The following is a 23,173-nucleotide window of genomic DNA, read 5'->3' as shown; positions in this document are numbered from 1 at the left end:
GGCGGGCCCGGTGAGACCCGCCCCTCGGCAGAGACCCGCCCCTCGGCAGAGGGCCGCTGCAGGGCCGCTACTTCACCGCGCCCGCCATCACCCCGGACACGAACTGCCGCTGGAACGCGAAGAACACGGCCAGCGGGATCACCATGGAGATGAACGCGCCGGGCGCCAGCACGTCGACGTTGTTGCCGAACTGCCGTACCTGCGTCTGCAGGGCGACCGTGATCGGCTGGGTGCCCGACTTGGTGAACACCAGCGCGACCAGCATGTCGTTCCACACCCACAGGAACTGGAAGATGCCGAGGCTCGCGATCGCGGGCCCGCCGAGCGGCATCACCACCCGGGCGAACAGCCGCAGTTCACCGGCGCCGTCCAGCCGGGCCGCCTCCAGCAGCTCGCGCGGGATCTCCGCGAAGAAGTTCCGCAGCAGGAACACCGCGAACGGCAGCCCGAAGCCGGTGTGGAACAGGATCACGCCGAAGATCGTCCCGAACAGGCCGATCTTCCCGAACAGTTCGGCGATCGGGATCAGCGCCACCTGCACCGGCACCACCAGCAGGCTCACCACGCCCAGGAACCACCAGTCCCGGCCCGGGAACTCCATCCACGCGAACGCGTAGCCCGCGAGGGAGCCGACCACGACGACCAGGACGGTCGCCGGGACGGTGATCAGCACGGTGTTCCACAGGGAACTGGTGATGTCGCCGTTCTCCAGCAGCTTCTGGTAGCTGTCGAAGGTCAGCTGGGACGGCTTGGTGAACACCGTCCACCAGCCGCTCGCGCTCATGTCCTGCGGGGAGCGCAGCGAGGCCAGCAGCAGACCGACGGTCGGCACCAGCCAGAACAGGCCCACGAGGATCAGGAAGACGCGGACCAGACCGCCGCCGAGCCGCTGCGCGATGCGCGAGCCGAGGGACTCCTTCGCCCCCGCCGTCCGGGCGGGTCCGGCTTTCGTCGTGCTTTCGGCGGTCGCCGTCATCGCCGTACCTCCCGCTCCCGCCGCAGCCGCCGGATGTTGAACGCCATCACCGGGATCACCAGCACCAGCAGCAGCACCGCGATGGCGCTCGCGACGCCCGGCTGGTCCTCGGCGAAGCCCCTGCGGTACAGCTCCAGGGCGAGCACGTTCGCGTCGGCCTGGGAGGAGCCCGGGGCGATGATGTAGACGAGGTCGAACACCTTCAGCACGTTGATCATCAGCGTGACGGTGACGACCGCGAGGACGGGCGCCAGCAGCGGCACGGTGACCTTGCGGAACACCTGCCACTCGGTGGCGCCGTCCACCCGCGCCGCCTCCAGCAACTCCCGGGGCACGCCCGCGAGTCCGGCCGCGATCAGCACCATCGCGAAGCCCGCCCACATCCAGACGTACGCCCCGATGATCGCCGGGGTGACCAGCGTCGGGCCGAGCCACGAGACCCCGTTGTACGGCTCCCTGAAGTTGCTCGCAGGAAGCCTGAGCCGCGCCCCGTCGGCGGACGCGGGCAGCGTGAAGGTGCCGTCGCCGGCGGCCTTGGTGGAGGCCACCACCCGGCCGTCCTTCACCGCCTCGATCCGCATCCCGGCGTAGCCCGGCTCGGACGGGTCGGGCACGCCGAGCCGGCCGACGCCCTTGCCGCGGGTGAAGTCCTGCCAGGTGGTGCCGGTGATCTTCCCCGGCTCCGGCCTCGCGGCCACGGCCCTCTTCGCGCCGTCCGGCATCTGGTCGGGGGCGACGCCGACGAGGGGGAGGGTGACGCTCTGGCCCGTGTGGACGGCCGCCTTGGTGATGAAGCCGCCCTGCTGAGCGACGAGGGGCGACTCGCGGCCCGGGTGGGCGTTCGGGAACGCCGACGACTGCGCGAAGGTGTCGTGCACCCCCACCCACACCGCGTTCGCGACGCCCTTGTGCGGATCCTGGTCGTACACCAGCCGGAAGATGATCCCGGCCGCCAGCATCGAGATCGCCATCGGCATGAAGACGACCAGCTTGAACGCCGTTCCCCAGCGCACCCGTTCGGTCAGCACCGCGAAGACCAGGCCGAGCGCGGTGGAGACCGTCGGCGCGAACACCACCCAGATGACGTTGTTCTTGAAGGCCGTGCGGATGCTGTCGTCCGAGAAGAGCGTCTTGTAGTTGTCGCCTCCGGCGAAGCCGTGGCCGGAGTTGTCCACGAAACTGCGGACCAGCGAGTACCCGATGGGGTAGACCACGAGCGCGCCGAGCAGCACCAGGGCGGGCAGCAGGAACAACGCTGCCACGGCCCGGCGGGTGCCGGTCACGCTCTTGCGGCTCTTGGCGGAGGGGGGTGCGGCGGGACCCGGTGGGGTCCCGGCCGCCGCTGCCGACGCCATCGCCGGGTCAGCTCCCGCTTCCGTACGCCGCCGCCGCGTCCTTCTCCAGCTTCGCCTGGGTGCCCGCCACGTCCGACGGGTTGCGCAGGAAGTCCTGGAGGTCCTTCCACTCACCCTTGCCCGGGGTGCCGCCGAAGGCCTGCGGCGCCTGGTCGGACATGTCGAAGCGGAAGTCGTCACCGGACGCGATCAGCGCCTTGGCGATCTTCTGCTGCACCTCGTTCGGGTACGCCGAGACCGGCACGTTCTTGTTCGGCGAGAGATAGCCGCCGAGCCTGGCCTGGATCGTCGCCGCGTCCGGGGAGGCGAGGAAGGTGACCAGGGCCTGGGCCGCCTTGGAGTCCTTCAGGATGACCGCCGCGTCGCCGCCGGAGACCACGGGCGCGCTCGCGCCGACCGCCGGGAACGGGAACACCTTCGCGTCCGTGCCCACCTTCGCCTTGGTCTCACCGATGTTGACCTGCACGAAGTCGCCCTCGTAGACCATCGCGGCCTTCGGCTGGTCGCCGCCGGTGAAGGTCTGGGTGACCGAGGCCGGGAACTCGGTCTGCAGCGCCCCGCTCTGCCCGCCCGCGAGGTAGTCCTTCTTGCCCCAGATCTGCCCGAGCGTTTCGAGGGCCTGCTTGACCGACGGATCCGTCCACTTGATCTTGTGCTGGGTGAGCTGGTCGTACTTCGCGGGCCCCGCCTGGGACAGATAGACGTTCTCGAACCAGTCCGTCAGCGGCCAGCCGTCCGCGCCCGGCACCGAGAACGGCGTGACCCCGGAGTCGTAGACCGCCTGCGCGGTGGTCAGCAGGTCCTTCCAGGTCTTCGGTTCCTTGGCGCCCGCGTTCGCGAAGACCTTGGCGTTGTACCAGATCAGCGACTTGTTGGCGGCCTTGTAGTAGACGCCGTACTGCTTGCCGTCGACCTTGCCGATGTCCTGCCAGCCCTGTGAGTAGTTCTTCTGCAGCTCCTTCAGGGCGTCCGCTCCGAGCGGTTTGGCCCACTTCTGCTGTACGGCCTGTTTGATGGCGCCGGGCTGCGGCAGCATCGCCACGTCCGGCGGCTGGCCGCCCGCGATCTTCGAGCCGAGGAAGTTGATGATCGGGTCCTGGGCGGGCACGAAGGTGACCTTCGCGCCGGTCCGCTTCTCGAACTCGGCCAGCACCTGCTTGAAGTTGCTCTGCTCCTGGCCGGTCCAGACGGCGGCGATCTCCAGGGTGGCGCCGTTCAGCTTGGGGAGGCTGACGGTGGAACCGGTCGGGGTGGTCCCGCCGCCCTGCTTCCCCGTGTCGCTCTTGTCGCCGCCGCCGGAGCACGCGGAGAGCGCGAGGGCTCCCGCGAGCAGGGCGGTGACCGTGGTGACGGTCCTGCGTGTCCGGATGGTGCTGCTGCTCCTGCTGCGCATCACTTCCCCGTTCGTCGTTCTCCGTTGAACGTCAAGAAGACTGTCCCGTGCGGTCCGGTGTACGACGGGCCGCTCAGGGCGGGCAAGAGCGCCTGCGGGGCCGGAGCGGTCATCGTGACCGGCTCGTGACCGAGAGTGTATGCGAGCGGGTTCGAGACGAACGTGAAACGCGCGTCGGCGCGAGGGGGCGGTCAGAGCAGGGACGGCACCTGAGCCGCCGACACCTCCCGGGCCGCCCGCTCCACCGCGCTCGCCAGCAGCGCCAGGTCCGTCGGGCCGTTGCCCAGCTCCCGCACCGGACGGCGGGCCGGCGGGTCGCCCATGCGGGCCCAGTCCAGCGGGACGACCGTGGGCCGCTGGGTCGCGGTGCGCGGGATACGGCCCGTCACCCGGCCCGCCTGGAATCCGGTGGCCCGGCCGCCGGGGGCCGCCAACCGGCCGCGCCCCGGCGCCGGTTCGTCCGGACCCGTCGTCGGGGCGTCCAGCACGACCCGCAGCGTGGCCCGGCGCGCCGGCTCCGTCTCCGCCGTACGGCCCCCCGCACCGGCCGCCGCCACCAGGTGCACGCCGAGCCGCTCGCCCTCCCGGGCCACCGCCTCCAGCGCCCGCATCACCGACCCCGCGGCCGGCCGGCCGGGCGAGCCGAGCGCGGGCGAGACCAGCGCGTCCAGATCGTCGACGACCACCACGAGCCGGGGCAACGGCGGTGCCGCCTCGGCCCGCCCGCGCGCGGCGGCGCCCGGCCGCAGCCGCAGGGTGGAGCTGGGCGGGGCCTCTATGTCCCCGGAGGAACCGGCCGAGGCCGTGCGCTGCGCCACGATACGGCCCGACAGCGTGCGCCCCGCGTGCCACTCGGCGAAGTCCGACCGGCCCAGCAGCTCCGCGCGCCGCTTCAGCTCGGCGGCCAGCGACTGGGCGAACTCTCGCATCCGCACGGGGTCGTTGGCGATGAGGTGGGTGGTGACATGCGGTATGTCGGTGCACGCGCGCAGCCCTTCACCGCGCCCGGCGCCGCCCCCGGCCCCGTCCCGCCCGTCGATCAGCACGACGCCCAGCCGGTCCGGCCGCTCGGCGGCGGCCAGCGAGGCCACCAGGGAGCGCAGCAGCTCCGTACGACCGCTGCCGGCCGGCCCCTCGACCAGCAGATGCGGCCCGTCGGCCACCAGGTCGGCGGTGAGCGGCCCGCGCGGCCCGGCACCGAGCACCGCCCGCGCCCGGCCGCCGAGCGCCTGCGTGTCGTCGGCGGCGTCCGCCCAGCGCGCCATCAGCGACGCCGGGGTGGCCCGGGCCAGCCCCAACTCGTCCAGCAGGCGGGCCGACTGGGGCAACGGCGTGGCCACGCGCGCGTGCGGCTCGACGACCGGGCCGTCCGGGCGCAGCGGCGCCAGCGCCCGCGCGAACCGCTCCGCCCAGGCGCCGGAGACGGCGTCGACGGCGGCGAGCACCCCGGGACCCACCGGCCCGCCGGGCGCGACCCGCACCAGATGCAGCGCGGTCGCGACGTCCCCGCCAAGCAGTGCCACGGCACCGCAGTGCCGCAGAGTCGGCGTCGCCGAGCAGGCCGCCTCGTACGTCGCCGCCACGGGGGACTCCGCCGACGCGGGGCCGGTCTCTGCGAGACACACCACGTGCACCCCGACCCGCGGCCCGGCCACGGCCAGCCGCGCGAGAGCTTCCCGCAGGGCGGTCCCGCCGGGGTCGCCGTCCACGACGACGACCGTGTAGGGGCCGGGGAAACCGCCGGCACCGGCGAGATCCGCGCCGTCCTTCGCCCAGGAGGGGCGGCGCTCGGCGGCGGGGAAGCCGGTGTGCCCCGGGGCGCCGGGCAGGGGGTGGCCGGCCGCCTGCTCATGGGCGGGCAGGCCGTGGGCCGCGGCGGCCGAGCCGTGGGCGGACCGGCGCGGCGCGGGTGCGGGCGAGCCGGACGGGGGGAAGCCCGGGGCGTCCGGCGCGGCGTCCCGGACCAGGGCGGCGGACGTACCGGAGGCGCCGGGTGCGGCCGGGCCGCCGGGGTGGGCCGCGGTGCCTGGGGCTGCGGGCGCGCCCGCCGGGGTGCTCCGGGCGGGCGGACCCGCCGGTGAGGTCGTGGCGAGGGGCTCCGGGAGCGTGGCGCGCACGGCTGCGGCGCCCGGTGCCCCGCCGGTGCCGGGCGCCGGGGCACCGGCGGGGTGGGCCGCGCTTCTGCCGGTGGCCGTGTGGTCGTCCAGCCGGCGCAGCAGTTCCTCCGCGCGGGCCGCGGCCTGCTCGCGGTCGTAGGCCAGCAGGAGGCGGCAGTCCTGGCCGTGGCCCGGCCGTACGTGCGGGAGCCAGCCCAGCCAGGACCACTCGGCCGTGCGCTCCTCGACGGGCCGGGAGCGGTCGGCGCTGATCAGCACGATCTCCAGCAGATCGGGGGAGTGCATCGCGGCGAGCTGGGCCAGCACCGCGCGGGCCAGCCCGGACAGCCGGGGGCGCGGACCGGCCAGGCCCAGCGAGCCCGCCTCGCGCAGCGCCGCCGTCACCGGCACGGCGGGCAGCAGGCCCGAGCCGTCCGGCGTGCTCCGGTCGGCCGTGCCGACCCGTACGGTCAGCGCCTCCGGGTGGCCCGGCCCGCGCTCCCACAGCCGGGGCCCGGGACCGAGCGCCGTCAGCAGCAGGGCGGCGGGATCCGGCCAGGTCTCCGGCTGCCGCGGGGCGGCGGCCACGGGGGCGGTGCCGGGGGAGCGGTCCGCCTCGGTGTCGTACGACTCCGCGCCCTCCGGGTGCTCCGCGCGGCCCCCGGCCAGGCGCCGGGCCCACTTGCCGAGCCCGCGGCGCCGGGCGCTGTGCGGGGCGTCGGTGCCCCGGACCGGGGTGTTCTTCCGGCCGCCGCCCGGCGGTTCCTCGCCCGCCCCGGCGATGCCGAAGCGCCCCGCGTGCGTGTCCCCGCCGAAAGCCGTGTCGCGCGCGCTCTCGATCCGCGGCGCCCCGCCCTGCCCGGGCACCAGGGGTGACTCCGCACGCCCGTGCTCCGGTCCCGCACCCCCGGAGACACCGCCGTCGGCGCGGGCGCCGCCCGCGTCCGGCGAGGTGTCCGGGGCGCTGTCGTGCGCCGCGTCGCCGGTGACCCGCAGGCACCCCTCCCCGTCCGGCACCGTGCCCACCCGCGCCCCCGGCCCGGCGGCCGGGGTGACCCGCAGGGCCGACTCGCCGATGCGCAGCAGCCCTCCGGCCGGGACCCGCACCGGCCGCTCGCCGATCCGCACGCCGTCGAGCGCCGTGCCGTTCGTGGAGCCGAGGTCGGCGACCGAGACGCGGCCGTCGGCGCCGACCGTGACCGCGCAGTGCAGCCGGGAGACGTCGGGGTCGTCCAGGGGGACGTCGGCGTCGGCCGAGCGGCCCACGCTGATCCGGCCGCCGTGCAGCAGATGGACCCCGCCCGCGTCCGGACCCGCGACGACGTGCAGCTGGGTCGGCGCGTCGTCCAGCTCGGGGTGCGGTTCGGCCGCCGCGGGAGCGCCGAGGGACAGCACGGCGCCGTCGACCAGCGGGGGCTCGCCGAGGGTGCAGCGGCGCGGGTCCAGGCGCTCGGTGCCGGCGTACAGGACGAGGCCCGGGGCGGAGGCGGCCTGGCCCTGGCCGGCCTCCGTGCCGACCGCCCCGGCCAGCGCGGACGCGACCGCGGCCAGATCCGTGCCCGTGGGCGCCGTGACCAGCACGTCGCGGCTCGCGGCGCGGCCCCGCTGCGGGGCCGGGCCCAGCGGGTCTACGACGGTCAGCCGGATCTGCATCCCCACCCCAACACGAGCACGTCGGCCAGTACTGGAAGGCATCCTCGCACCTGCCACTGACACCGCGCCCCGCACCCGGTAACAAGTGATCTTGATTGGTCGGCTCTGCCCCCAAAAGTGCCTGACCAATGGTTCGCCGGCGATCACTTGAGATCGGTCACGTCCGCTCCCCGGCAACCGACACACCGGTGCGCGCGTCTTTCCGTCGAACACATCGAACATCCTCGGGAACGCTTACGTAGTGCCAAGGAAGGCGGCACTACAGTGGGTCGGAACACCGGCAGTGAAGGCAAGCAAGCAGCAGGGAGCGCGTGACGTGCGGCCAGTCGGCAGCAAGTACCTGCTTGAGGAGCCGCTCGGACGCGGCGCCACAGGCACCGTCTGGCGTGCCCGCCAGCGGGAGACCGCGGGCGCGGAGGCGGCTGTGCCCGGGCAGCCCGGCGAGACGCTCGCGATCAAGGTCCTCAAGGAGGAGCTGGCGAGCGACCCGGACATCGTGATGCGCTTCCTGCGCGAGCGCTCCGTGCTGCTCCGGCTCACCCACCCCAACATCGTCCGGGTCCGCGACCTGGTCGTCGAGGGTGATCTGCTGGCCCTGGTCATGGACCTCGTCGACGGCCCCGACCTGCACCGCTACCTGCGCGAGAACGGCCCGCTCACGCCGGTCGCCGCCGCGCTGCTGACGGCCCAGATCGCCGACGCGCTCGCCGCGAGCCACGCCGACGGGGTCGTACACCGCGACCTGAAGCCCGCCAACGTGCTGCTCGCGCAGAACGACGGCCGGATGCACCCGATGCTGACCGACTTCGGCATCGCCCGCCTCGCCGACTCCCCGGGACTGACCCGCACCAGCGAGTTCGTCGGCACGCCCGCGTACGTGGCGCCGGAGTCCGCCGAGGGCCGCCCGCAGACCTCCGCGGTCGACATCTACGGCGCCGGCATCCTGCTGTACGAGCTGGTCACCGGCCGCCCGCCGTTCGCCGGCAGCACCGCGCTCGAAGTCCTGCACCAGCACCTGAGCGCCGAGCCGCGCCGCCCCTCCACCGTCCCGGACCCGCTGTGGACGGTCATAGAGCGCTGCCTGCGCAAGAACCCTGACGACCGGCCGAGCGCCGAGAGCCTCGCGCGCGGGCTGCGCGTCGTCGCCGAGGGCATCGGCGTGCACGCGAACGCGGCGCAGATCGCGGCCGCCGAGGGCGTGGGCATGCTGCTCGCCCCCGACCCGGCGCCGACGGCCGTACCGGGCGTGCCCGGCGCCGCCGATCCCACCCAGGTGCTGCCGACGAACGCCCCGCAGGCGTACGACCCGAGTGCCGCGACGAGCGTCCTGCCGCACACCGGCGGCCCGGCCGGCGCCGCCGACCCCACCGCCGTACTGCCGAACACGGGGGCCCCCGACCCGACGGCGGTGCTGCCCGGCACCGGCCCGCAGGGACAGCAGCCCGACCAGCCGCACCCCTGGCAGAACCAGCTGCGTGCCGCCCGGGACCGCAACGAACAGACGCAGGTCCAGTACCTGGCCCCGGAGGACGACCCGCTGCGCCACCGGCCGCAGCGCCAGGTCGCCCGGCCCCAGCAGCAGCCGCGCCAGGCTCCCCAGGCCCGTCCCCAGCAGCCGCAGCCGCGCGGCCGGCAGCAGGGCTACCAGCAGGGCTACGGCTACGGACAGCAGCAGCCCCAGCAGTACGCCCCGCCGCAGCAGCCGCAGCGGTACGCCCCGGAGCCGCAGCGCCCCGCGCGCGAGCCGCGGGAACCGCGCCGGCGCAGCGCCAACCCGATGAAGATCCCGGGACTCGGCTGCCTGAAGGGCTGCCTGTTCACGATCGTCATCCTGGTCGTGGCGAGCTGGCTGATCTACGAACTGACCCCGCTGCACACCTGGATCGGCCAGGGGCGCAGCTACTGGCACGAGGTGAGCCACTGGGTCGGCCAGGTCAGCAAGTGGGCGAAGGACCTCGGCGGCTCGTCGGGCAATTGATCCCGGAACGCCCGCAACCCGACCGCGAGTTTGCGGATTTGTCGACATCTGGCGGGTGATTTCCGTCTCCGCGGTGAAGGTTGGCTCCTCGGACGCGTAGTTTTGACGACACCACGCGACAACGCGCGCCTGTAGGAGCAGTCTTGGCACGGAAGATCGGCAGCCGGTACACCGCGAACCAGATCCTGGGGCGGGGCAGCGCCGGCACGGTGTGGCTGGGCGAGGGACCGGACGGACCCGTCGCCATCAAGATGCTGCGCGAGGACCTCGCCTCCGACCAGGAGCTCGTCGGACGCTTCGTCCAGGAGCGCACCGCGCTGCTCGGCCTGGAGCACCCGCACATCGTCACCGTGCGCGACCTCGTGGTCGACGGCAACGACCTGGCCCTGGTCATGGACCTGGTACGCGGCACCGACCTGCGCACCCGGCTGGAGCGCGAGCGGCGACTCGCCCCCGAGTCGGCCGTGGCGATCGTCGCCGACGTCGCCGACGCGCTCGCGGCGGCCCACGCCGCCGGGGTCGTCCACCGGGACGTCAAGCCCGAGAACGTCCTTCTCGACATGCAGGGGCCCCTGGGGCCGGGCGGGTCGCACCCCGCCCTGCTGACGGACTTCGGCGTCGCCAAGCTGATCGACTCGCCGAAGCGGACCAAGGCCACGAAGATCATCGGCACGCCGGACTACCTGGCCCCGGAGATCGTCGAGGGCCTGCCCCCGCGCGCGTCCGTCGACATCTACGCCCTCGCCACCGTCCTGTACGAGCTGCTGGCCGGCTTCACCCCGTTCGGCGGCGGCCACCCGGGCGCGGTGCTGCGCCGCCATGTCACCGAGACCGTCGTCCCGCTGCCCGGCATCCCCGAGGAGCTGTGGCAGCTGATCGTGCAGTGCCTGGCCAAGGCGCCCGCCTCCCGGCTGCGGGCCTCGGAGCTCGCGGCACGGCTGCGCGAGCAGCTCCCGACGCTGGCCGGGATGCCGCCGCTGGAGGTGGACGAGCCGGACCAGGCCGAGGAGCCGGCGGAGCAGGAACCGGCGGCCGCGCCGGCCGAGCCGGCCCGGCGCCGGGGCGCGGTCTCGCTGGTGCCGGGCGCCAAGCCGGACTCCAACCGGGACACGCACACCTCGATGCGGGTGCCGGGCCCGGACGAGCTGGCCGGCGGCGCCCACGGGACCGCGCGCGCTCCCCGGGCCACCGGTGCGCCCCGGCCGGGTTCGGCCCGCCACCGGGCGGTGGTGCGCCGGCGCCGGATCACGCTCGGCGTGGCCGGGGCGGTCGTGGCGGCGGTGGTGGGCGTCGGCGCCTACGCGGCCTCCTCCTCCGGCGACGACGGGCCGGCCCGGGACACCCACAGCACGCAGGCGCCCTGACCGCGCCCTGCCCGGGCTCCTTGCCACAGCCGTTACGCTGGAGGCGTGGCAGTCGTCGATGTATCCGAAGAGCTGAAGTCCCTCTCCTCGACCATGGAGTCGATCGAGGCCGTCCTGGACCTCGAAAAGATGAGGGCAGATATCGCCGTGCTCGAGGAGCAGGCGGCCGCGCCGTCCCTGTGGGACAACCCGGACGAGGCGCAGAAGATCACCAGCAAGCTCTCCCACCTCCAGGCCGAGGTCAGGAAGGCGGAGGCGCTGCGCGGCCGGATCGACGATCTCGCCGTCCTCTTCGAGATGGCCGAGGAGGAGGACGACCCGGACACCCGTGCCGAGGCCGAGTCCGAGCTGGCCTCTGTCAGGAAGTCGCTGGACGAGATGGAGGTCCGCACCCTCCTGTCCGGCGAGTACGACTCCCGTGAGGCGCTCGTCAACATCCGCGCCGAGGCCGGCGGTGTCGACGCCGCCGACTTCGCCGAGAAGCTCCAGCGCATGTACCTGCGCTGGGCCGAGCAGCGCGGCTACAAGACCGAGCTGATCGAGACGTCGTACGCCGAAGAGGCCGGCATCAAGTCGACGACCTTCGCCGTCCAGGCGCCGTACGCCTACGGCACCCTCTCCGTCGAGCAGGGCACGCACCGTCTGGTGCGCATCTCCCCCTACGACAACCAGGGCCGCCGTCAGACCTCCTTCGCGGGCGTCGAGGTGCTGCCCGTGGTCGAGCAGACCGATCACATCGAGATCGACGAGACCGAGCTGCGGGTCGACGTCTACCGCTCCTCCGGCCCCGGCGGCCAGGGCGTGAACACCACCGACTCCGCGGTGCGGCTGACCCACCTCCCCACCGGCATCGTGGTCTCCTGCCAGAACGAGCGCTCCCAGATCCAGAACAAGGCCACGGCGATGAACGTCCTCCAGGCCAAGCTGCTGGAGCGCCGCCGCCAGGAGGAGCAGGCCAAGATGGACGCCCTCAAGGGTGACGGCGGCAACTCCTGGGGCAACCAGATGCGTTCGTACGTCCTGCACCCCTACCAGATGGTCAAGGACCTGCGCACCGAGTTCGAGGTCGGCAACCCGGAGGCCGTGTTCAACGGCGAGATCGACGGGTTCCTGGAGGCCGGCATTCGCTGGCGCAAGCAGCAGGAGAAGTGACTTTGTCGACATGACAACTGCCGCCCGCGAGGCGGCAGTTGTTGTTATGTCTGGGTTTTACGTCACAGTTACAGGTTCCAAGCCGCCGCATAAGCGCCCCCAACGGACAATGCGCCCGCAATGCCCTTGACGTTGCTTTGAAGAATGGGAAGAGTTGCACGCGGCATGCGTACTTGAGGGGCGCATGTGAACCGGGGGAATGAGTTGACGCGCTTCGTCACCGGCTGCCTCCCGTCGATCACGGCAACGCCCCACGCGCCGCCTCATTGACGAACAGCTACTGGGGGTAGCAACCATATGACGAAGAAGACGCGGATCCGGGTCGCGCGGATAGCCGCGGGCGCCGTGATCGCGGCCGGTGCGTCACTGACCGCAGCCGGCGCGGCCTCCGCCGCGGGCATCGATGTCCAGGCCGGCCCGATCAGCCTGGGCGTGCACACGGACGCCGGGAACGACAGCGGCGGTACCGACGGCGGCTGCCCGGTGGCGGTCTGCACCACCGGCGGCACCACGACCGGCGGAGACTCCTCGACCGGCGGTTCCAGCACCACCGGCGGCGACTCCACCACCGGCGGCGACTCCACCACCGGCGGGGACTCCACCACTGGTGGCACCTCTACCACTGGTGGCACCTCCACCACGGGCGGTGACTCCGGCACCGGCGGTTCCAGCACCACCGGCGGGGACTCCTCGACCAACGGCGGCGTCACCATCGGTGGTCTCGTCACCGGCGGCGACAGCTCCACCGGGGGTTCGAGCAGCACGGGTGGTGACAGCGGCACCGGCGGCACCAGCTCCACCGGCGGCACCAGCTCCACCGGCGGTACCAGCTCCACCGGTGGCTCCAGCAGCACCGGCGGCTCCAGCACCACGGGCGGCTCCAGCACCTCGGGTGGCAGCTCCACCGGTGGCACCAGCACCTCGGGTGGCAGCTCCACCGGTGGCACCAGCACCTCGGGTGGCAGCTCCACCGGCGGCACCAGCTCCACCGGTGGCTCCGGCAGCACCGGCGGTTCGAGCAGCACCGGCGGCAACAACGACAAGCCCCAGGGCGGCAACAACAACGCCACCCAGGACCAGGGTTCCTCGAACCTGACCGACACGGGCTCCGACAACGGCAACAAGGCCCAGGCCCAGGGCGGTGACAAGCAGCTCGCCGAGACCGGTGCCGGTCCGACCGAGTTCCTGCTCATCGGCGCCGCGACGATGATCGCCGGCGGCATCGGCTTCCGTGTGCTGCCGCGTCTGATGAACGGCCGGGGCGGCGCCGCCGCCTGACCGTGACCCCAAGGTCACACCGCGTACGCAAGCCGTACGCACAAGGGCCCGGAGCTTGGCGCTCCGGGCCCTCGGTCGTCTCTACGGCGTTCTCGCGCTCTTCGCGCCGACCGCGCCGATCTACGCGGTCTGGTGCGCCAGCAGCGCCACCGCGGTGATCAGCACCGCCAGCAGCGCGATCAGCGCCATCGGGTTCACCCCGCCGAGGAAACCCTCCTGCTGAAGTCGCGCGCGGTTGGCACGGCACACCGGGCACCGGCCCTCGCTCACGGGCGCCGCACAGTTCGCGCACACCAGCCGGTCGTACGTCATGCGCTCGCCCTCCTTGCACCGGTCATCACTTGTGAAACGTTCATAGGAACGAGAACGTTCCCACTCCACTGTGCCAGGTTCCCGCAAGCGGTGCGCAGGGCACCGGGAGAGCGGGCGGAAGCACGGGAGGGAACACGGGACGCAAACAGGTCGCGGTACAAAAACGTACAAGTCTTGCCCAAGCTCTCCCCGCGACTGCACTTGCACACCCGGGTCGCGTATGGTCACGCTCATCTACCCCCGGCGACCCGTGGTGCATCCGTGATCCGATTCGACAACGTCTCCAAGGTCTACCCCAAGCAGAACCACCCCGCACTCAGGGATGTCTCCCTGGAAGTGGAGAAGGGCGAGTTCGTCTTCCTCGTGGGGTCCTCCGGCTCCGGAAAGTCCACCTTCCTGCGGCTGATCCTCCGCGAGGAGCGGTGCAGCCACGGCCAGGTGCACGTGCTGGGCAAGGACCTCGCGCGCCTCTCGAACTGGAAGGTGCCGCAGATGCGCCGCCAGTTGGGGACCGTGTTCCAGGACTTCCGGCTCCTGCCGAACAAGACCGTCGCGGAGAACGTGGCCTTCGCCCAGGAGGTCATCGGCAAGTCCCGCGGCGAGATCCGCAAGTCCGTGCCGCAGGTGCTCGACCTCGTCGGGCTCGGCGGCAAGGAGGACCGCAGGCCCGGCGAGCTGTCCGGTGGTGAGCAGCAGCGCGTGGCCATCGCGCGGGCCTTCGTCAACCGGCCCAAGCTGCTCATCGCCGACGAGCCCACCGGCAACCTCGACCCGCAGACCTCCGTCGGCATCATGAAGCTGCTCGACCGCATCAACCGGACGGGCACGACCGTCATCATGGCGACGCACGACCAGAACATCGTGGACCAGATGCGCAAGCGCGTCATCGAGCTGGAGAAGGGCCGCCTCGTTCGCGACCAGGCCCGCGGCGTCTACGGCTACCAGCACTGACACTGACCGCACCCTGTTCCCGAAAGGCCTGAAGAACCCGCCATGCGCGCCCAGTTCGTCCTGTCCGAGATCGGTGTCGGTCTCCGCCGCAATCTGACGATGACGTTCGCCGTCATCGTCTCCGTCGCCCTGTCCCTGGCCCTCTTCGGCGGCTCGCTGCTGATGAGCGACCAGGTGTCCACCATGAAGGGCTACTGGTACGACAAGGTCAACGTCTCGATCTTCCTGTGCAACAAGCACGACGCGGAGTCGGACGCCAACTGCGCCAAGGGCGCGGTCACCGATGACCAGAAGAAGCAGATCCTCGACGACCTGCACAAGATGACCATCGTCGAGAAGGTGTCGTACGAGTCGCAGGACGAGGCCTACAAGCACTACAAGGAGCAGTTCGGCAACTCCCCGCTGGCCAGTTCGCTCACGCCGGACCAGATGCAGGAGTCGTACCGCATCAAGCTGAAGGACCCGCAGAAGTACCAGGTCATCGCGAGCGCCTTCAACGGGCGTGACGGCGTGCAGTCGGTGCAGGACCAGAAGGGCATCCTGGACAACCTGTTCCAGCTGCTGAACCTGATGAACCGCGGCGCGCTCGGCGTGATGGCGATGATGCTGATCGTGGCCCTGCTGCTGATCGTCAACACCGTGCGCGTCTCGGCGTTCAGCCGCCGGCGCGAGACCGGGATCATGCGCCTGGTCGGAGCCTCGGGCTTCTACATCCAGGCGCCGTTCATCATGGAGGCCGCGGTCGCCGGACTCATCGGCGGCGGCCTCGCCTGTGTCGCCCTGGTGGTCGGCCGGTACTTCACGATCGACCACGGCATGGACCTCGCCCACAAGCTCCAGCTCATCAACTTCGTCGGCTGGGACGCGGTGTTGACGAAGCTGCCGCTGATCCTCGCGACGAGCGTGCTGATGCCCGCGCTGGCGGCGTTCTTCGCGCTGCGCAAGTACCTGAAGGTGTGACGCATGCCAAGAGGGCCGTACGGGCATCTGCCCGTGCGGCCCTTTGCGTTGTCCTAGACTCACGGCCATGTCAGGCCGAGAACTGTGCCGAGACCTGTTCTGTCCGCCCCGCCGCATCCGCCGCGGGGCCGCCCTGACATTGGTCTTCGCCGGCGTCCTGGTCACCGGCGCCGCCACCGGCTCCTTCCCGGAGACCATCGACACCGTCCCCACCGCGCACGCGCGCAGGTCCGCCGCCGGCCCGTCGCACCCGACCACCCGGCACGAGGACGTCCAGAAGGCCGCCGCCGACGCGATGGCCGACGGCAAGTCCCCGATGGAGGCGGCCGAACGGGCGGTCAGCCGCAGCGGCGACCGCTGGGGCGCGGTCTACTCCGAGGGCGAGTACCAGGAGTTCCAGGAGGCCCTCGACGGCAGATACACCGGCGTCGGCCTGTCGGCGGGCCGCGAGCAGGACGGCCGGATCGAGGTGACCAAGGTCCAGCCCGACTCGCCCGCCGCCCGCGCCGGCATCCGCCAGGGCGACCGGCTCATCAGCGTCGACGGCGGCAGGGTCGACGGCCGCCCGGTCACCGACGTGGTGTCCTTACTGCGCGGCGACGCCGACGACGCGGCCGCCGGTACGACCGTCACGCTGGGCCTGCAGCGCGGCACACGCACGTGGACCGAGAAACTGCGCCGGGCCAGCCTGTCCACCGACTCGGTGACCGTCTCCCAGCTGCCCGGCGGGGTCACCGTCATCAGGATCGCCGCGTTCACCAGGGGCTCCGGCGACGCCGTGCGCGCCGCGGTCCGAGCCGCCCCCGCCGACGGCGGGATCATCCTCGACCTGCGCGGCAACTCCGGCGGACTGGTCAACGAGGCCGTGGAGACCTCCTCCGCCTTCCTCGACGGCGGCCTCGTCGCCACGTACGACGTCGACGGCGCCGAGCGCTCCCTGCACGCCGACCCCGGCGGTGACACCGGCCGGCCCCTGGTCGCCCTGGTCGACGGCGGTACGATGAGCGCGGCCGAGATGCTCACCGGCGCCCTCCAGGACCGGGGCCGCGCGGTGGTGATCGGCTCGCGCACCTTCGGCAAGGGCTCCATCCAGATGCCGACCACGCTGCCCGACGGGTCGGTGGCCGAGCTGACCGTCGGCCACTACCGCACCCCCTTGGGCCACAGCGTCGACGGCCGCGGGATCACCCCCGACCTGGATGCCGGGCAGACCGACGGACAGGCCGCCGTGGAGCGGGCCGAGACCGTGCTCACCGGCCTGGGCGACCCCGATTAAAGGCTGGCCGCACGACCCCTCCGTAGTGCGAAAATGGACGGCACTATGAGCAAGGGAATGTACGTACCCAAGGAGTCCCAGCCCAAGCAGGGCGGCGGGGCCGCCAAGGCCAGGGACGGCGAGAAGGGCGGCAAGCGCAAGATCGTCGCCCAGAACAAGAAGGCCCGGCACGACTACGCGATCATCGACACCTACGAGGCCGGGCTCGTGCTGACCGGCACCGAGGTCAAGTCGCTGCGCGAGGGACGGACGTCGCTGACCGACGGCTTCGTCCAGATCGACCGGGGCGAGGCGTGGCTGCACAACGCCCACATCCCGGAGTACCACCAGGGCAGCTGGACCAACCACTCCGCGCGCCGCAAGCGCAAGCTGCTGCTGCACCGCGAGGAGATCGACAAGCTGGAGTCCAAGGCCCAGGAGACGGGTCACACGATCGTGCCGCTCGCCCTGTACTTCAGGGACGGCCGCGCGAAGGCCGAGATCGCGCTCGCGCGAGGCAAGAAGGAGTACGACAAGCGGCAGACCCTGCGGGAGAAGCAGGACCGGCGCGAGTCGGACCGCGCCATCGCGGCGGCGAAGCGGAGGCAGCGCGGCGTGTAGGCCGGGAATACGGTGGCATCGGCGTGGGTTGGTCACGTACGATGGCACCAACACCGGTTGAACGCGGTGTGCGCATTGAAAACACAACATGGGGATGATCGGTTTCGACAGCGGCTGTCGAAGCAGGGGAAGCGTGTCGAGGAAGCGGCAATGATCTCGTAAACCATATGTCGCAAAAAATAATCGCCAACACCAAGCGCGATTCCTTCGCCCTCGCTGCCTAAGTAGCGACTTGCGAAGTGTCAGCCCGGGGCTGTTCCCGACCCGGATCCTGGCATCAGCTAGGGAACTAAACCTTGATCCCGGTCACGGGGTGAAGAGGGAAATCCAACAGTGACTGAGCCCGTCGGCGACTTGTTCGCGTGATCGCCGGGGCTGAGAAAATCACAGCGAACTGCACACGGAGAAGCCCTGATTCCGCACCGTTGGACGCGGGTTCGATTCCCGCCATCTCCACCAACCCCCCAGGGGGTACCCCATGTGGGCAAAGGCCCCGTCGCTTCGAGCGGCGGGGCCTTCGTCATGCCGGCGCACGGCGGGCCGAAGCGCTGTGGACGAGCAGCGCGAGCGTGGCCGCGGCGGCCGGGACGGCGAGGGCGGCGCCCGGGGAGAGGTGCTCGGCCGCCCAGCCGCCGGTCGCCGAGCCGCAGGCGATGCCCGTGAGCAGCCCGGTCACCACCAGGCTCATGCCCTCGTTCAGCCGGCCGGCCGGGGTGCGCCGCTGCACCAGGGTCATCGCCGTCACCATCGTCGGCGCGGTCGCCATGCCCGCGACCAGCAGCGCGCCCGCGAGCGCCGGCAGCGAACCGGCCACCCCGGCCGCCGCCCACGGCAGGGTCATCAGGACGGCCATGGCGGCCAGGCAGTGGCCGAGCCGCACCCCCGCGGGCCTGCGCGCCCCGAACACCAGGCCCGCCGCGCACGAGCCCGCCGCCTGGAGCGCGAGCACGGCACCGGCCACCGCGCGATGCCCGTGCGCGTCGGCGAAGGCGATCGTGCCGACCTCCATCGAGCCGAACACCATGCCGGTCGCGACGAAGCAGGCCAGCAGCGGCCGGATGCCGGGGCTGCGCAGCGGCGACGCCGCCTTCGAACGCGCGCCGACCGGCGGCTCGGTGGCGCGCTGCGCGGTGAACAGCAGCATGCCGGCGAGCAGCAGTACCGCCCCGGTGAGCGTGCCCGCCTCCGGGAAGAACGTGCCGGTCAGGAAGGACGCGAGCACCGGGCCGAGCATGAAGCACAGCTCGTCGGCGGCCTGCTCGAAGGCGTTCGCGGTGTGCAGCGCACCGGGGTCGTCGCGCAGCAGATGGGCCCAGCGGGCGCGGGACAGGCCGCCGATGTTGGGGGTGGCCGCGGTCGCGGCGTAGGCGGCGAACAGGGTCCAGTCGGGAGCGCCGAAGCGCACGCACAGCAGCAGCGCGAGGCTGCCGAGCACGGAGAGCAGCGTGGCCGGCACGGCGACCCGGGCCTGCCCGTGCCGGTCGATCAGCCGGGCGATCCAGGGCCCGGCGAGCCCGGTCGCGGCGAGCCCGGTCGCGGTGACGGCACCGGCGAGGGCGTACGAACCCCGGGACCCGGCGATCATCACGACGGCGCTCACGCTGAACATGCCCATGGGCAGCCGGGCGAGCAGATTGCCAGTGGTGAACGCGCGGGTGCCGCGGAGGGAGAAGAGCCGGCGGTAGGCGCTTCGGCGCGCCGGCGTGGACAGGGCGGAGGACATGGATGCACCCTCGCCCAGGGCGGATCAAGGGGTCCAACACCTGCTCGGCGCCCATTCACGCACTTGTGTTGTAAGTTCGCGGTCATGCCCGCCCACCTGGACCCGAGACTGCTGCGCGCCTTCGTCGTCGTCGCCGAGGAGCTGCACTTCACCCGGGCCGCCGCCCGGCTGTACGTCGCCCAGCAGGCGCTCAGCCGTGATGTGCGGCGGCTGGAGCGGGAGTTGGGCGCCGAGCTGTTCCTGCGGAGCACACGGCAGGTGACGCTGACGGCCGACGGCGAGCGCCTGCTGCCGTACGCGCGCCGGGTTCTTGAGGCGCAGGACGAACTGCTGGCGGCCTGCACGTCCTCGGGGCAGGCCCGCCCGCTGCTGGTGGACCTCAACTCGCCGGGCCTCGTCACCGGTCGCCGGGTTCTGCACCGGGCCCGTGAACTCGCCCCCGACTGCGAGCTGATGGCCCGCTACGAGAGCGGCCTGACCGGAGCCGCCGAACAGATCCTCTCGGGCCGCCTGGACGTCTCCTTCGGCCGGTTCGCCGGGCTGGACCCGGCGCTGCGGTCGGGGCTGGAGCGGCAGCCGGTGCGCTACGAGCCGATGGCCGTCGTCCTGCCCGAGGAACACCCCCTGGCCGCGCTGCCCGGGATACCGGTGGCCGGGCTGGCCGGGGAGACGGTGTACGCCGGTGCCGGCAATCCGCGCACCCCCGAGTGGACCGGCCTGGCGTCCCGGCTGTTCGAGGAGTACGGCATCCGGCTCGCCCCGCCGCTGCCGCTGGCCGTCGGGGACGAGGAGTTCGAGCGGATCATGGGCAAGACCCGGTATCCGGTGCTGGCCGTGGTGGACTTCCCGGCCCTGCCCCGCACGGTCCGCCGCCCGCTCGTCGACCCCGTCCCGCTGTCGCCGGTCTCGCTGGTGTGGCGCAGGGGCCTGGTCCATCCCGGGCTGGACGCGCTGCGCACGGCGGCGGCGCAGATCGCGGCGGCGCAGGGGTGGCTGCGGCGGCCGGAGGGGAGCTGGCTCCCGGCGACGGACGAGATGACGACGACCGGCTGACGGGGCCACCGGGTCGTCTTCGACCGGGTGGCCCCGTCAGCGGATCGCGGATCAGCCGTTCGCGCCCGCCGGGGTCGTGGTGGTCTTCAGGCCCTCCAGCTTGTTGGCCTGGATCACGAAGTCGTTGGTGAACGTCTTGCTCAGGTCGATCGAGGAGGTGGCGTTGCCGACCATCACCTCGGTGGCCAGGACCGTCTTCGGGCCGCCCGCCGGCATGAGACCGTCCGGGAGGAACTGCCCCTTGTCCTGGTTCAGGGCCGTGATGTAGTCGGCCTTGGTCACCAGCTGGTTCTGCACGAACGACTGCGGCAGCTTGTCGGCGATGTCGGCCGCGCTGTGCGTGTTGATCCAGTGCATGGTGGCCACGAGGGCGTCGACGACCTTCTGCGTCGCGTCCTTGTGCGAGTTCACCCAGTCGGTACGGGCGATGACGCTGGCGGCCGGCCAGGCGCTGCCCAGCGCGGCGGTGGCGCCCTGGGTGGTGGCCAGGTCGATCGCGGAGGTGCCGACGCCCTTCTTCTCCATCGCGGCGACCGTCGGCTGCGTCGTCATGACACAGGCGGTCTTGCCGTTCTGGAGCGCGGCGACGGCGGTGGAGCCCGCGCCGACGCCGATCCGGCTGAAGTCGCTGGTCTTGAGGCCCTTCTTGGCGGCCAGGAACTTGGTGAGGGTGTCGGTGCCCGAACCCAGGTCGGTGACGCCGAGCGTCTTGCCCTTGAAGTCGGCGGCGGAGTGGACGCCGCTCTTCGGGGTGCACATCTCCCGCTCGCCCGGCGCTCCGGACAGCTGGATGACGTCCTCGACGGCCTTGCCCTTCGCCTGGAAGTCGATCGTGTGGTTGTACCAGGCGCCGGCCATGTCCACCTGGCCGGAGGCCATGGCGTCCTCGGCGCCGGTGCCGCCGTCCTGCTCGGTGCTCAGCACGACGTTGACGCCGTACTTCTTGTAGAAGCCGAGCTGCTCGGCGAGCTGGTAGGGCAGGTAGATCTGCTTGTCGATGCCGCCGACCATGATCTTGACGGTCGGAGTGCCGCCGGAGCCGGACGAGCCACCGGAGCTGCCGGAACACGCGGTGGCCGCGCCGAGGGTGAGGGCGGTGACGACGGAAGCGGTGAGGACTCTCTTCAGCATGGCGGCTCGTACCTTTCGGACATGCGAGGGGGACGCGGGAAGGAAGGGAAGGAAGGGGAGGGAAGGAGAAGAAAGGGGGAGGGGGAGGAGGAAGTCAGGGGCGGTCAGAGGGAGTTCGCCTCGGTGGGGGCCGGCGGGCGCCAGGACAGCAGCCGGTGTTCGAGCTTGCCGATCAGCCACTCCGCGCCCAGCACGATGACCGCGATGACGAGCATCGTGGCGAACACGCCGTTCGGGTCGAAGTTGTTCTGCGCGGTCTTGATGACGAGACCGAGGCCGCTCTGCGCGCCGAGCACCTCGCCGACCAGCGCGCCGACGATGGCGAAGCCGAAGGCGCTGTGCAGGCTGGCGATGATCCAGGTGAGCGCGGAGGGCACGATGACGTGCCGGATGATCTGCATCTGGGAGGCGCCGAGGACCCGGGCGTTGGCCAGGATGTTGCGGTCGACCTCGCGGACGCCCTGGAAGGCGTTGAAGAAGACGATGAAGAACACCAGCACGGCGGCGAGCAGGATCTTGGGGGTGACGCCGATGCCGAAGGCGACGATGAAGATCGAGCCGAGGACGATGCGCGGGATGGCGTTGACCATCTTGATGTAGGGCCCGAGGACATCGGACAGATAGCGGCTCTGGCCGAGGGCCACGCCGACGACGACTCCGGCGACGGATCCGACGGCGAAGCCGACGAGCGCTTCCTGGATGGTGGTCCAGATGTTCGCGTAGAAGGAGCCGAACTCGGTGCCGTGCTGGAAGAGGTCGACCAGTCGCTTCCAGATGCCGGAGGGCTGTCCGAAGAAGAACGGGTCGACGATGCCCCAGGTGGTGAAGGCCTGCCAGCCGCCGATGACGAAGACCGCGATGCCGATGCGGCCCGCCCAGACCGACGCGACCCGCCGCCGGGCGGCCTGCTTGGCGGCTGCCGCCGCGGAGGACTGCTTGCCGCCCGCGACCTGCGCCGCGGAAGCGGTGGACGTCGTACTCATGCCTTGCCTCCTGCGGTGCGTGCGTAGGCGCGCTCGACCTCTTCGCGCAGCGTTTCCCAGATCTGTTGCTGGAGTTCGATGAAGCGGGGCTGGAAGCGGATCTCCTGCACGGAGCCGCGCGGGCGCGGCAGGTCGATGTCGAAGACCGCCTTGACCGAACCGGGGCTGGAGGTCATCACGACGACCCGGTCGGCGAGCGCCACGGCCTCGTCGAGGTCGTGGGTGATGAAGATGACGGACGGCCGGATCTGCTCCCACAGGCCCAGCAGCTCGGTCGACATGATCGCCTTGGTCTGCACGTCCAGGGCACCGAACGGCTCGTCCATGATCAGGATCTTGGGTTCGTTGATCAGCGCCGCGGCCATGGCCACGCGCTTGCGCATACCGCCGGAGAGCTGGTGGGGGTAACGGTCCTCGAACCCGGACAGTCCGACCCGGCGCAGCCAGTCCCGGGCGGCGGTCTGCGCCTGCTGCTTGGGCACGCCCCGGAAGACCGGGCCCATCAGCACGTTGCCGAGGACGGTCTTCCAGGGCAGCAGCGCGTCCGCCTGGAACATGAAGCTGACGCCGTCGGTGATGCCGTCCACCTCGCGGCCGCCGACCTTGACCGAGCCCTCGCTGGGCCGGTCGAGGCCGGACACCATGCCCAGGGTGGTCGACTTGCCGCAGCCGGTGGGGCCGACCACCGCGCAGAACTGGCCGGGCTCCACGGTGAACGACACGCCCTGCAGCGCCGTGAACACCTCACCGGCAGGCGTCAGGAATCGCTTGGTGAGCCCGGATATCTCGATGTGCGCGTCCTCGCGCACCGCCGCACCGGCACTGCTGGAAGCCATGGGGAGCGGTCTCCTTTCCCCTCGGGGTTCGAGGTGAAGGCAGACGCTAGAGGCCACCCGGTGTTACGTCGCTGTTTCACAGGTATCCCGCGATAGCCGCGTA

18 protein-coding genes and 1 other RNA gene are annotated in these 23,173 nt (G+C 71.9%); 10 read left to right on the top strand and 9 right to left on the bottom strand.

Annotation, left to right across the window (positions count from 1 at the left end; all coding sequences use genetic code 11):
* Positions 1-67: 67 nt before the first annotated feature.
* The 4 genes from AC4OXY_RS21850 to AC4OXY_RS21835 form a co-directional block, all read right to left on the bottom strand.
* On the bottom strand, positions 68-976 hold the full coding sequence (locus AC4OXY_RS21850) for a carbohydrate ABC transporter permease (RefSeq protein WP_356031689.1): 909 nt from the start codon (positions 974-976) through the stop codon (positions 68-70).
* Entirely contained in the window at positions 973-2,331 is a 1,359-nt protein-coding gene (locus AC4OXY_RS21845; RefSeq protein ID WP_376286180.1) for a carbohydrate ABC transporter permease, read from the bottom strand. Before AC4OXY_RS21845 ends, AC4OXY_RS21850 begins: the two co-directional genes overlap by 4 nt.
* A 7-nt stretch (positions 2,332-2,338) precedes the next feature.
* Positions 2,339-3,724: an ABC transporter substrate-binding protein gene (locus tag AC4OXY_RS21840; protein WP_491994472.1), complete on the bottom strand. Its 1,386-nt coding sequence runs from the start codon at positions 3,722-3,724 to the stop codon at positions 2,339-2,341.
* Positions 3,725-3,915: 191 nt separating this feature from the next.
* Positions 3,916-7,473 carry an FtsK/SpoIIIE domain-containing protein gene (locus tag AC4OXY_RS21835; RefSeq protein ID WP_491994471.1) on the bottom strand — a complete coding sequence of 1,186 codons (3,558 nt, stop codon included), beginning with the start codon at positions 7,471-7,473 and terminating at the stop codon, positions 3,916-3,918.
* Positions 7,474-7,789: 316 nt separating this feature from the next.
* Between AC4OXY_RS21835 and AC4OXY_RS21830 the strand changes: the two genes are divergently transcribed.
* The 4 genes from AC4OXY_RS21830 to AC4OXY_RS21815 all read left to right on the top strand — a co-directional run bounded on the left by AC4OXY_RS21830 (position 7,790) and on the right by AC4OXY_RS21815 (position 13,245).
* Entirely contained in the window at positions 7,790-9,451 is a 1,662-nt protein-coding gene (locus AC4OXY_RS21830; protein WP_491994470.1) for a serine/threonine-protein kinase, read from the top strand.
* Positions 9,452-9,594: 143 nt separating this feature from the next.
* Positions 9,595-10,815, top strand: coding sequence for a serine/threonine-protein kinase (locus AC4OXY_RS21825; RefSeq protein ID WP_356031683.1), 1,221 nt, complete (start codon positions 9,595-9,597; stop codon positions 10,813-10,815).
* A 45-nt stretch (positions 10,816-10,860) separates the two neighbouring features.
* Positions 10,861-11,967, top strand: coding sequence for a peptide chain release factor 2 (gene prfB, locus AC4OXY_RS21820; protein ID WP_356031681.1), 1,107 nt, complete (start codon positions 10,861-10,863; stop codon positions 11,965-11,967).
* Positions 11,968-12,264: 297 nt separating this feature from the next.
* Complete coding sequence (locus AC4OXY_RS21815; RefSeq protein ID WP_491994469.1) at positions 12,265-13,245, top strand: hypothetical protein; 981 nt, start codon at positions 12,265-12,267, stop codon at positions 13,243-13,245.
* Positions 13,246-13,365: 120 nt separating this feature from the next.
* Here AC4OXY_RS21815 and AC4OXY_RS21810 read toward each other — a convergent pair whose 3' ends face one another.
* Positions 13,366-13,557, bottom strand: a complete 192-nt coding sequence (locus tag AC4OXY_RS21810; RefSeq protein ID WP_356031677.1) for a hypothetical protein — start codon at positions 13,555-13,557, stop codon at positions 13,366-13,368.
* Positions 13,558-13,818: 261 nt separating this feature from the next.
* On the opposite strand from AC4OXY_RS21810, the gene ftsE reads away from it, so the two are divergent.
* The 5 genes from ftsE (at position 13,819) to ssrA (ending at position 17,803) form a co-directional block, all read left to right on the top strand.
* Positions 13,819-14,508, top strand: a complete 690-nt coding sequence (ftsE, locus tag AC4OXY_RS21805; protein WP_071377746.1) for a cell division ATP-binding protein FtsE — start codon at positions 13,819-13,821, stop codon at positions 14,506-14,508.
* Positions 14,509-14,550: 42 nt separating this feature from the next.
* Positions 14,551-15,468, top strand: coding sequence for a permease-like cell division protein FtsX (ftsX, locus tag AC4OXY_RS21800; RefSeq protein ID WP_356031675.1), 918 nt, complete (start codon positions 14,551-14,553; stop codon positions 15,466-15,468).
* Positions 15,469-15,535: 67 nt separating this feature from the next.
* Positions 15,536-16,744, top strand: coding sequence for a S41 family peptidase (locus tag AC4OXY_RS21795; RefSeq protein WP_356031673.1), 1,209 nt, complete (start codon positions 15,536-15,538; stop codon positions 16,742-16,744).
* Positions 16,745-16,801: 57 nt separating this feature from the next.
* Entirely contained in the window at positions 16,802-17,344 is a 543-nt protein-coding gene (gene smpB, locus AC4OXY_RS21790) for an SsrA-binding protein SmpB (protein WP_356031748.1), read from the top strand.
* A gap of 90 nt (positions 17,345-17,434) precedes the next feature.
* Positions 17,435-17,803: a transfer-messenger RNA gene (gene ssrA, locus AC4OXY_RS21785) on the top strand.
* A gap of 61 nt (positions 17,804-17,864) precedes the next feature.
* Here ssrA and AC4OXY_RS21780 read toward each other — a convergent pair.
* Entirely contained in the window at positions 17,865-19,067 is a 1,203-nt protein-coding gene (locus AC4OXY_RS21780) for an MFS transporter (protein WP_491994468.1), read from the bottom strand.
* A gap of 84 nt (positions 19,068-19,151) precedes the next feature.
* Here AC4OXY_RS21780 and AC4OXY_RS21775 point away from each other — a divergent pair, with 84 nt between their 5' ends.
* A complete protein-coding gene (locus AC4OXY_RS21775) occupies positions 19,152-20,120 on the top strand; it encodes a LysR family transcriptional regulator (protein ID WP_491994467.1) in 969 nt (322 codons plus the stop codon).
* A 51-nt stretch (positions 20,121-20,171) separates the two neighbouring features.
* Here AC4OXY_RS21775 and AC4OXY_RS21770 read toward each other — a convergent pair whose 3' ends face one another.
* From AC4OXY_RS21770 to AC4OXY_RS21760, 3 genes are all read right to left on the bottom strand, one after another.
* The gene (locus AC4OXY_RS21770; RefSeq protein WP_491994466.1) at positions 20,172-21,251 is read right to left on the bottom strand and encodes an ABC transporter substrate-binding protein; all 1,080 of its coding nucleotides are present in this window, start codon (positions 21,249-21,251) and stop codon (positions 20,172-20,174) included.
* Positions 21,252-21,355: 104 nt separating this feature from the next.
* Positions 21,356-22,234 carry an ABC transporter permease gene (locus AC4OXY_RS21765; RefSeq protein WP_362821297.1) on the bottom strand — a complete coding sequence of 293 codons (879 nt, stop codon included), beginning with the start codon at positions 22,232-22,234 and terminating at the stop codon, positions 21,356-21,358.
* The gene (locus AC4OXY_RS21760) at positions 22,231-23,070 is read right to left on the bottom strand and encodes an ABC transporter ATP-binding protein (RefSeq protein ID WP_356031663.1); all 840 of its coding nucleotides are present in this window, start codon (positions 23,068-23,070) and stop codon (positions 22,231-22,233) included. The genes AC4OXY_RS21765 and AC4OXY_RS21760 overlap by 4 nt, the downstream gene beginning before the upstream one ends.
* Between the last annotated feature and the right edge of the window lie 103 nt (positions 23,071-23,173).

The organism is Streptomyces sp. HUAS MG56 (genome assembly GCF_058673395.1).
The sequence above is the reverse complement of the archived record's forward strand: the minus strand, read 5'-3'. Positions and strand labels throughout refer to the sequence as shown.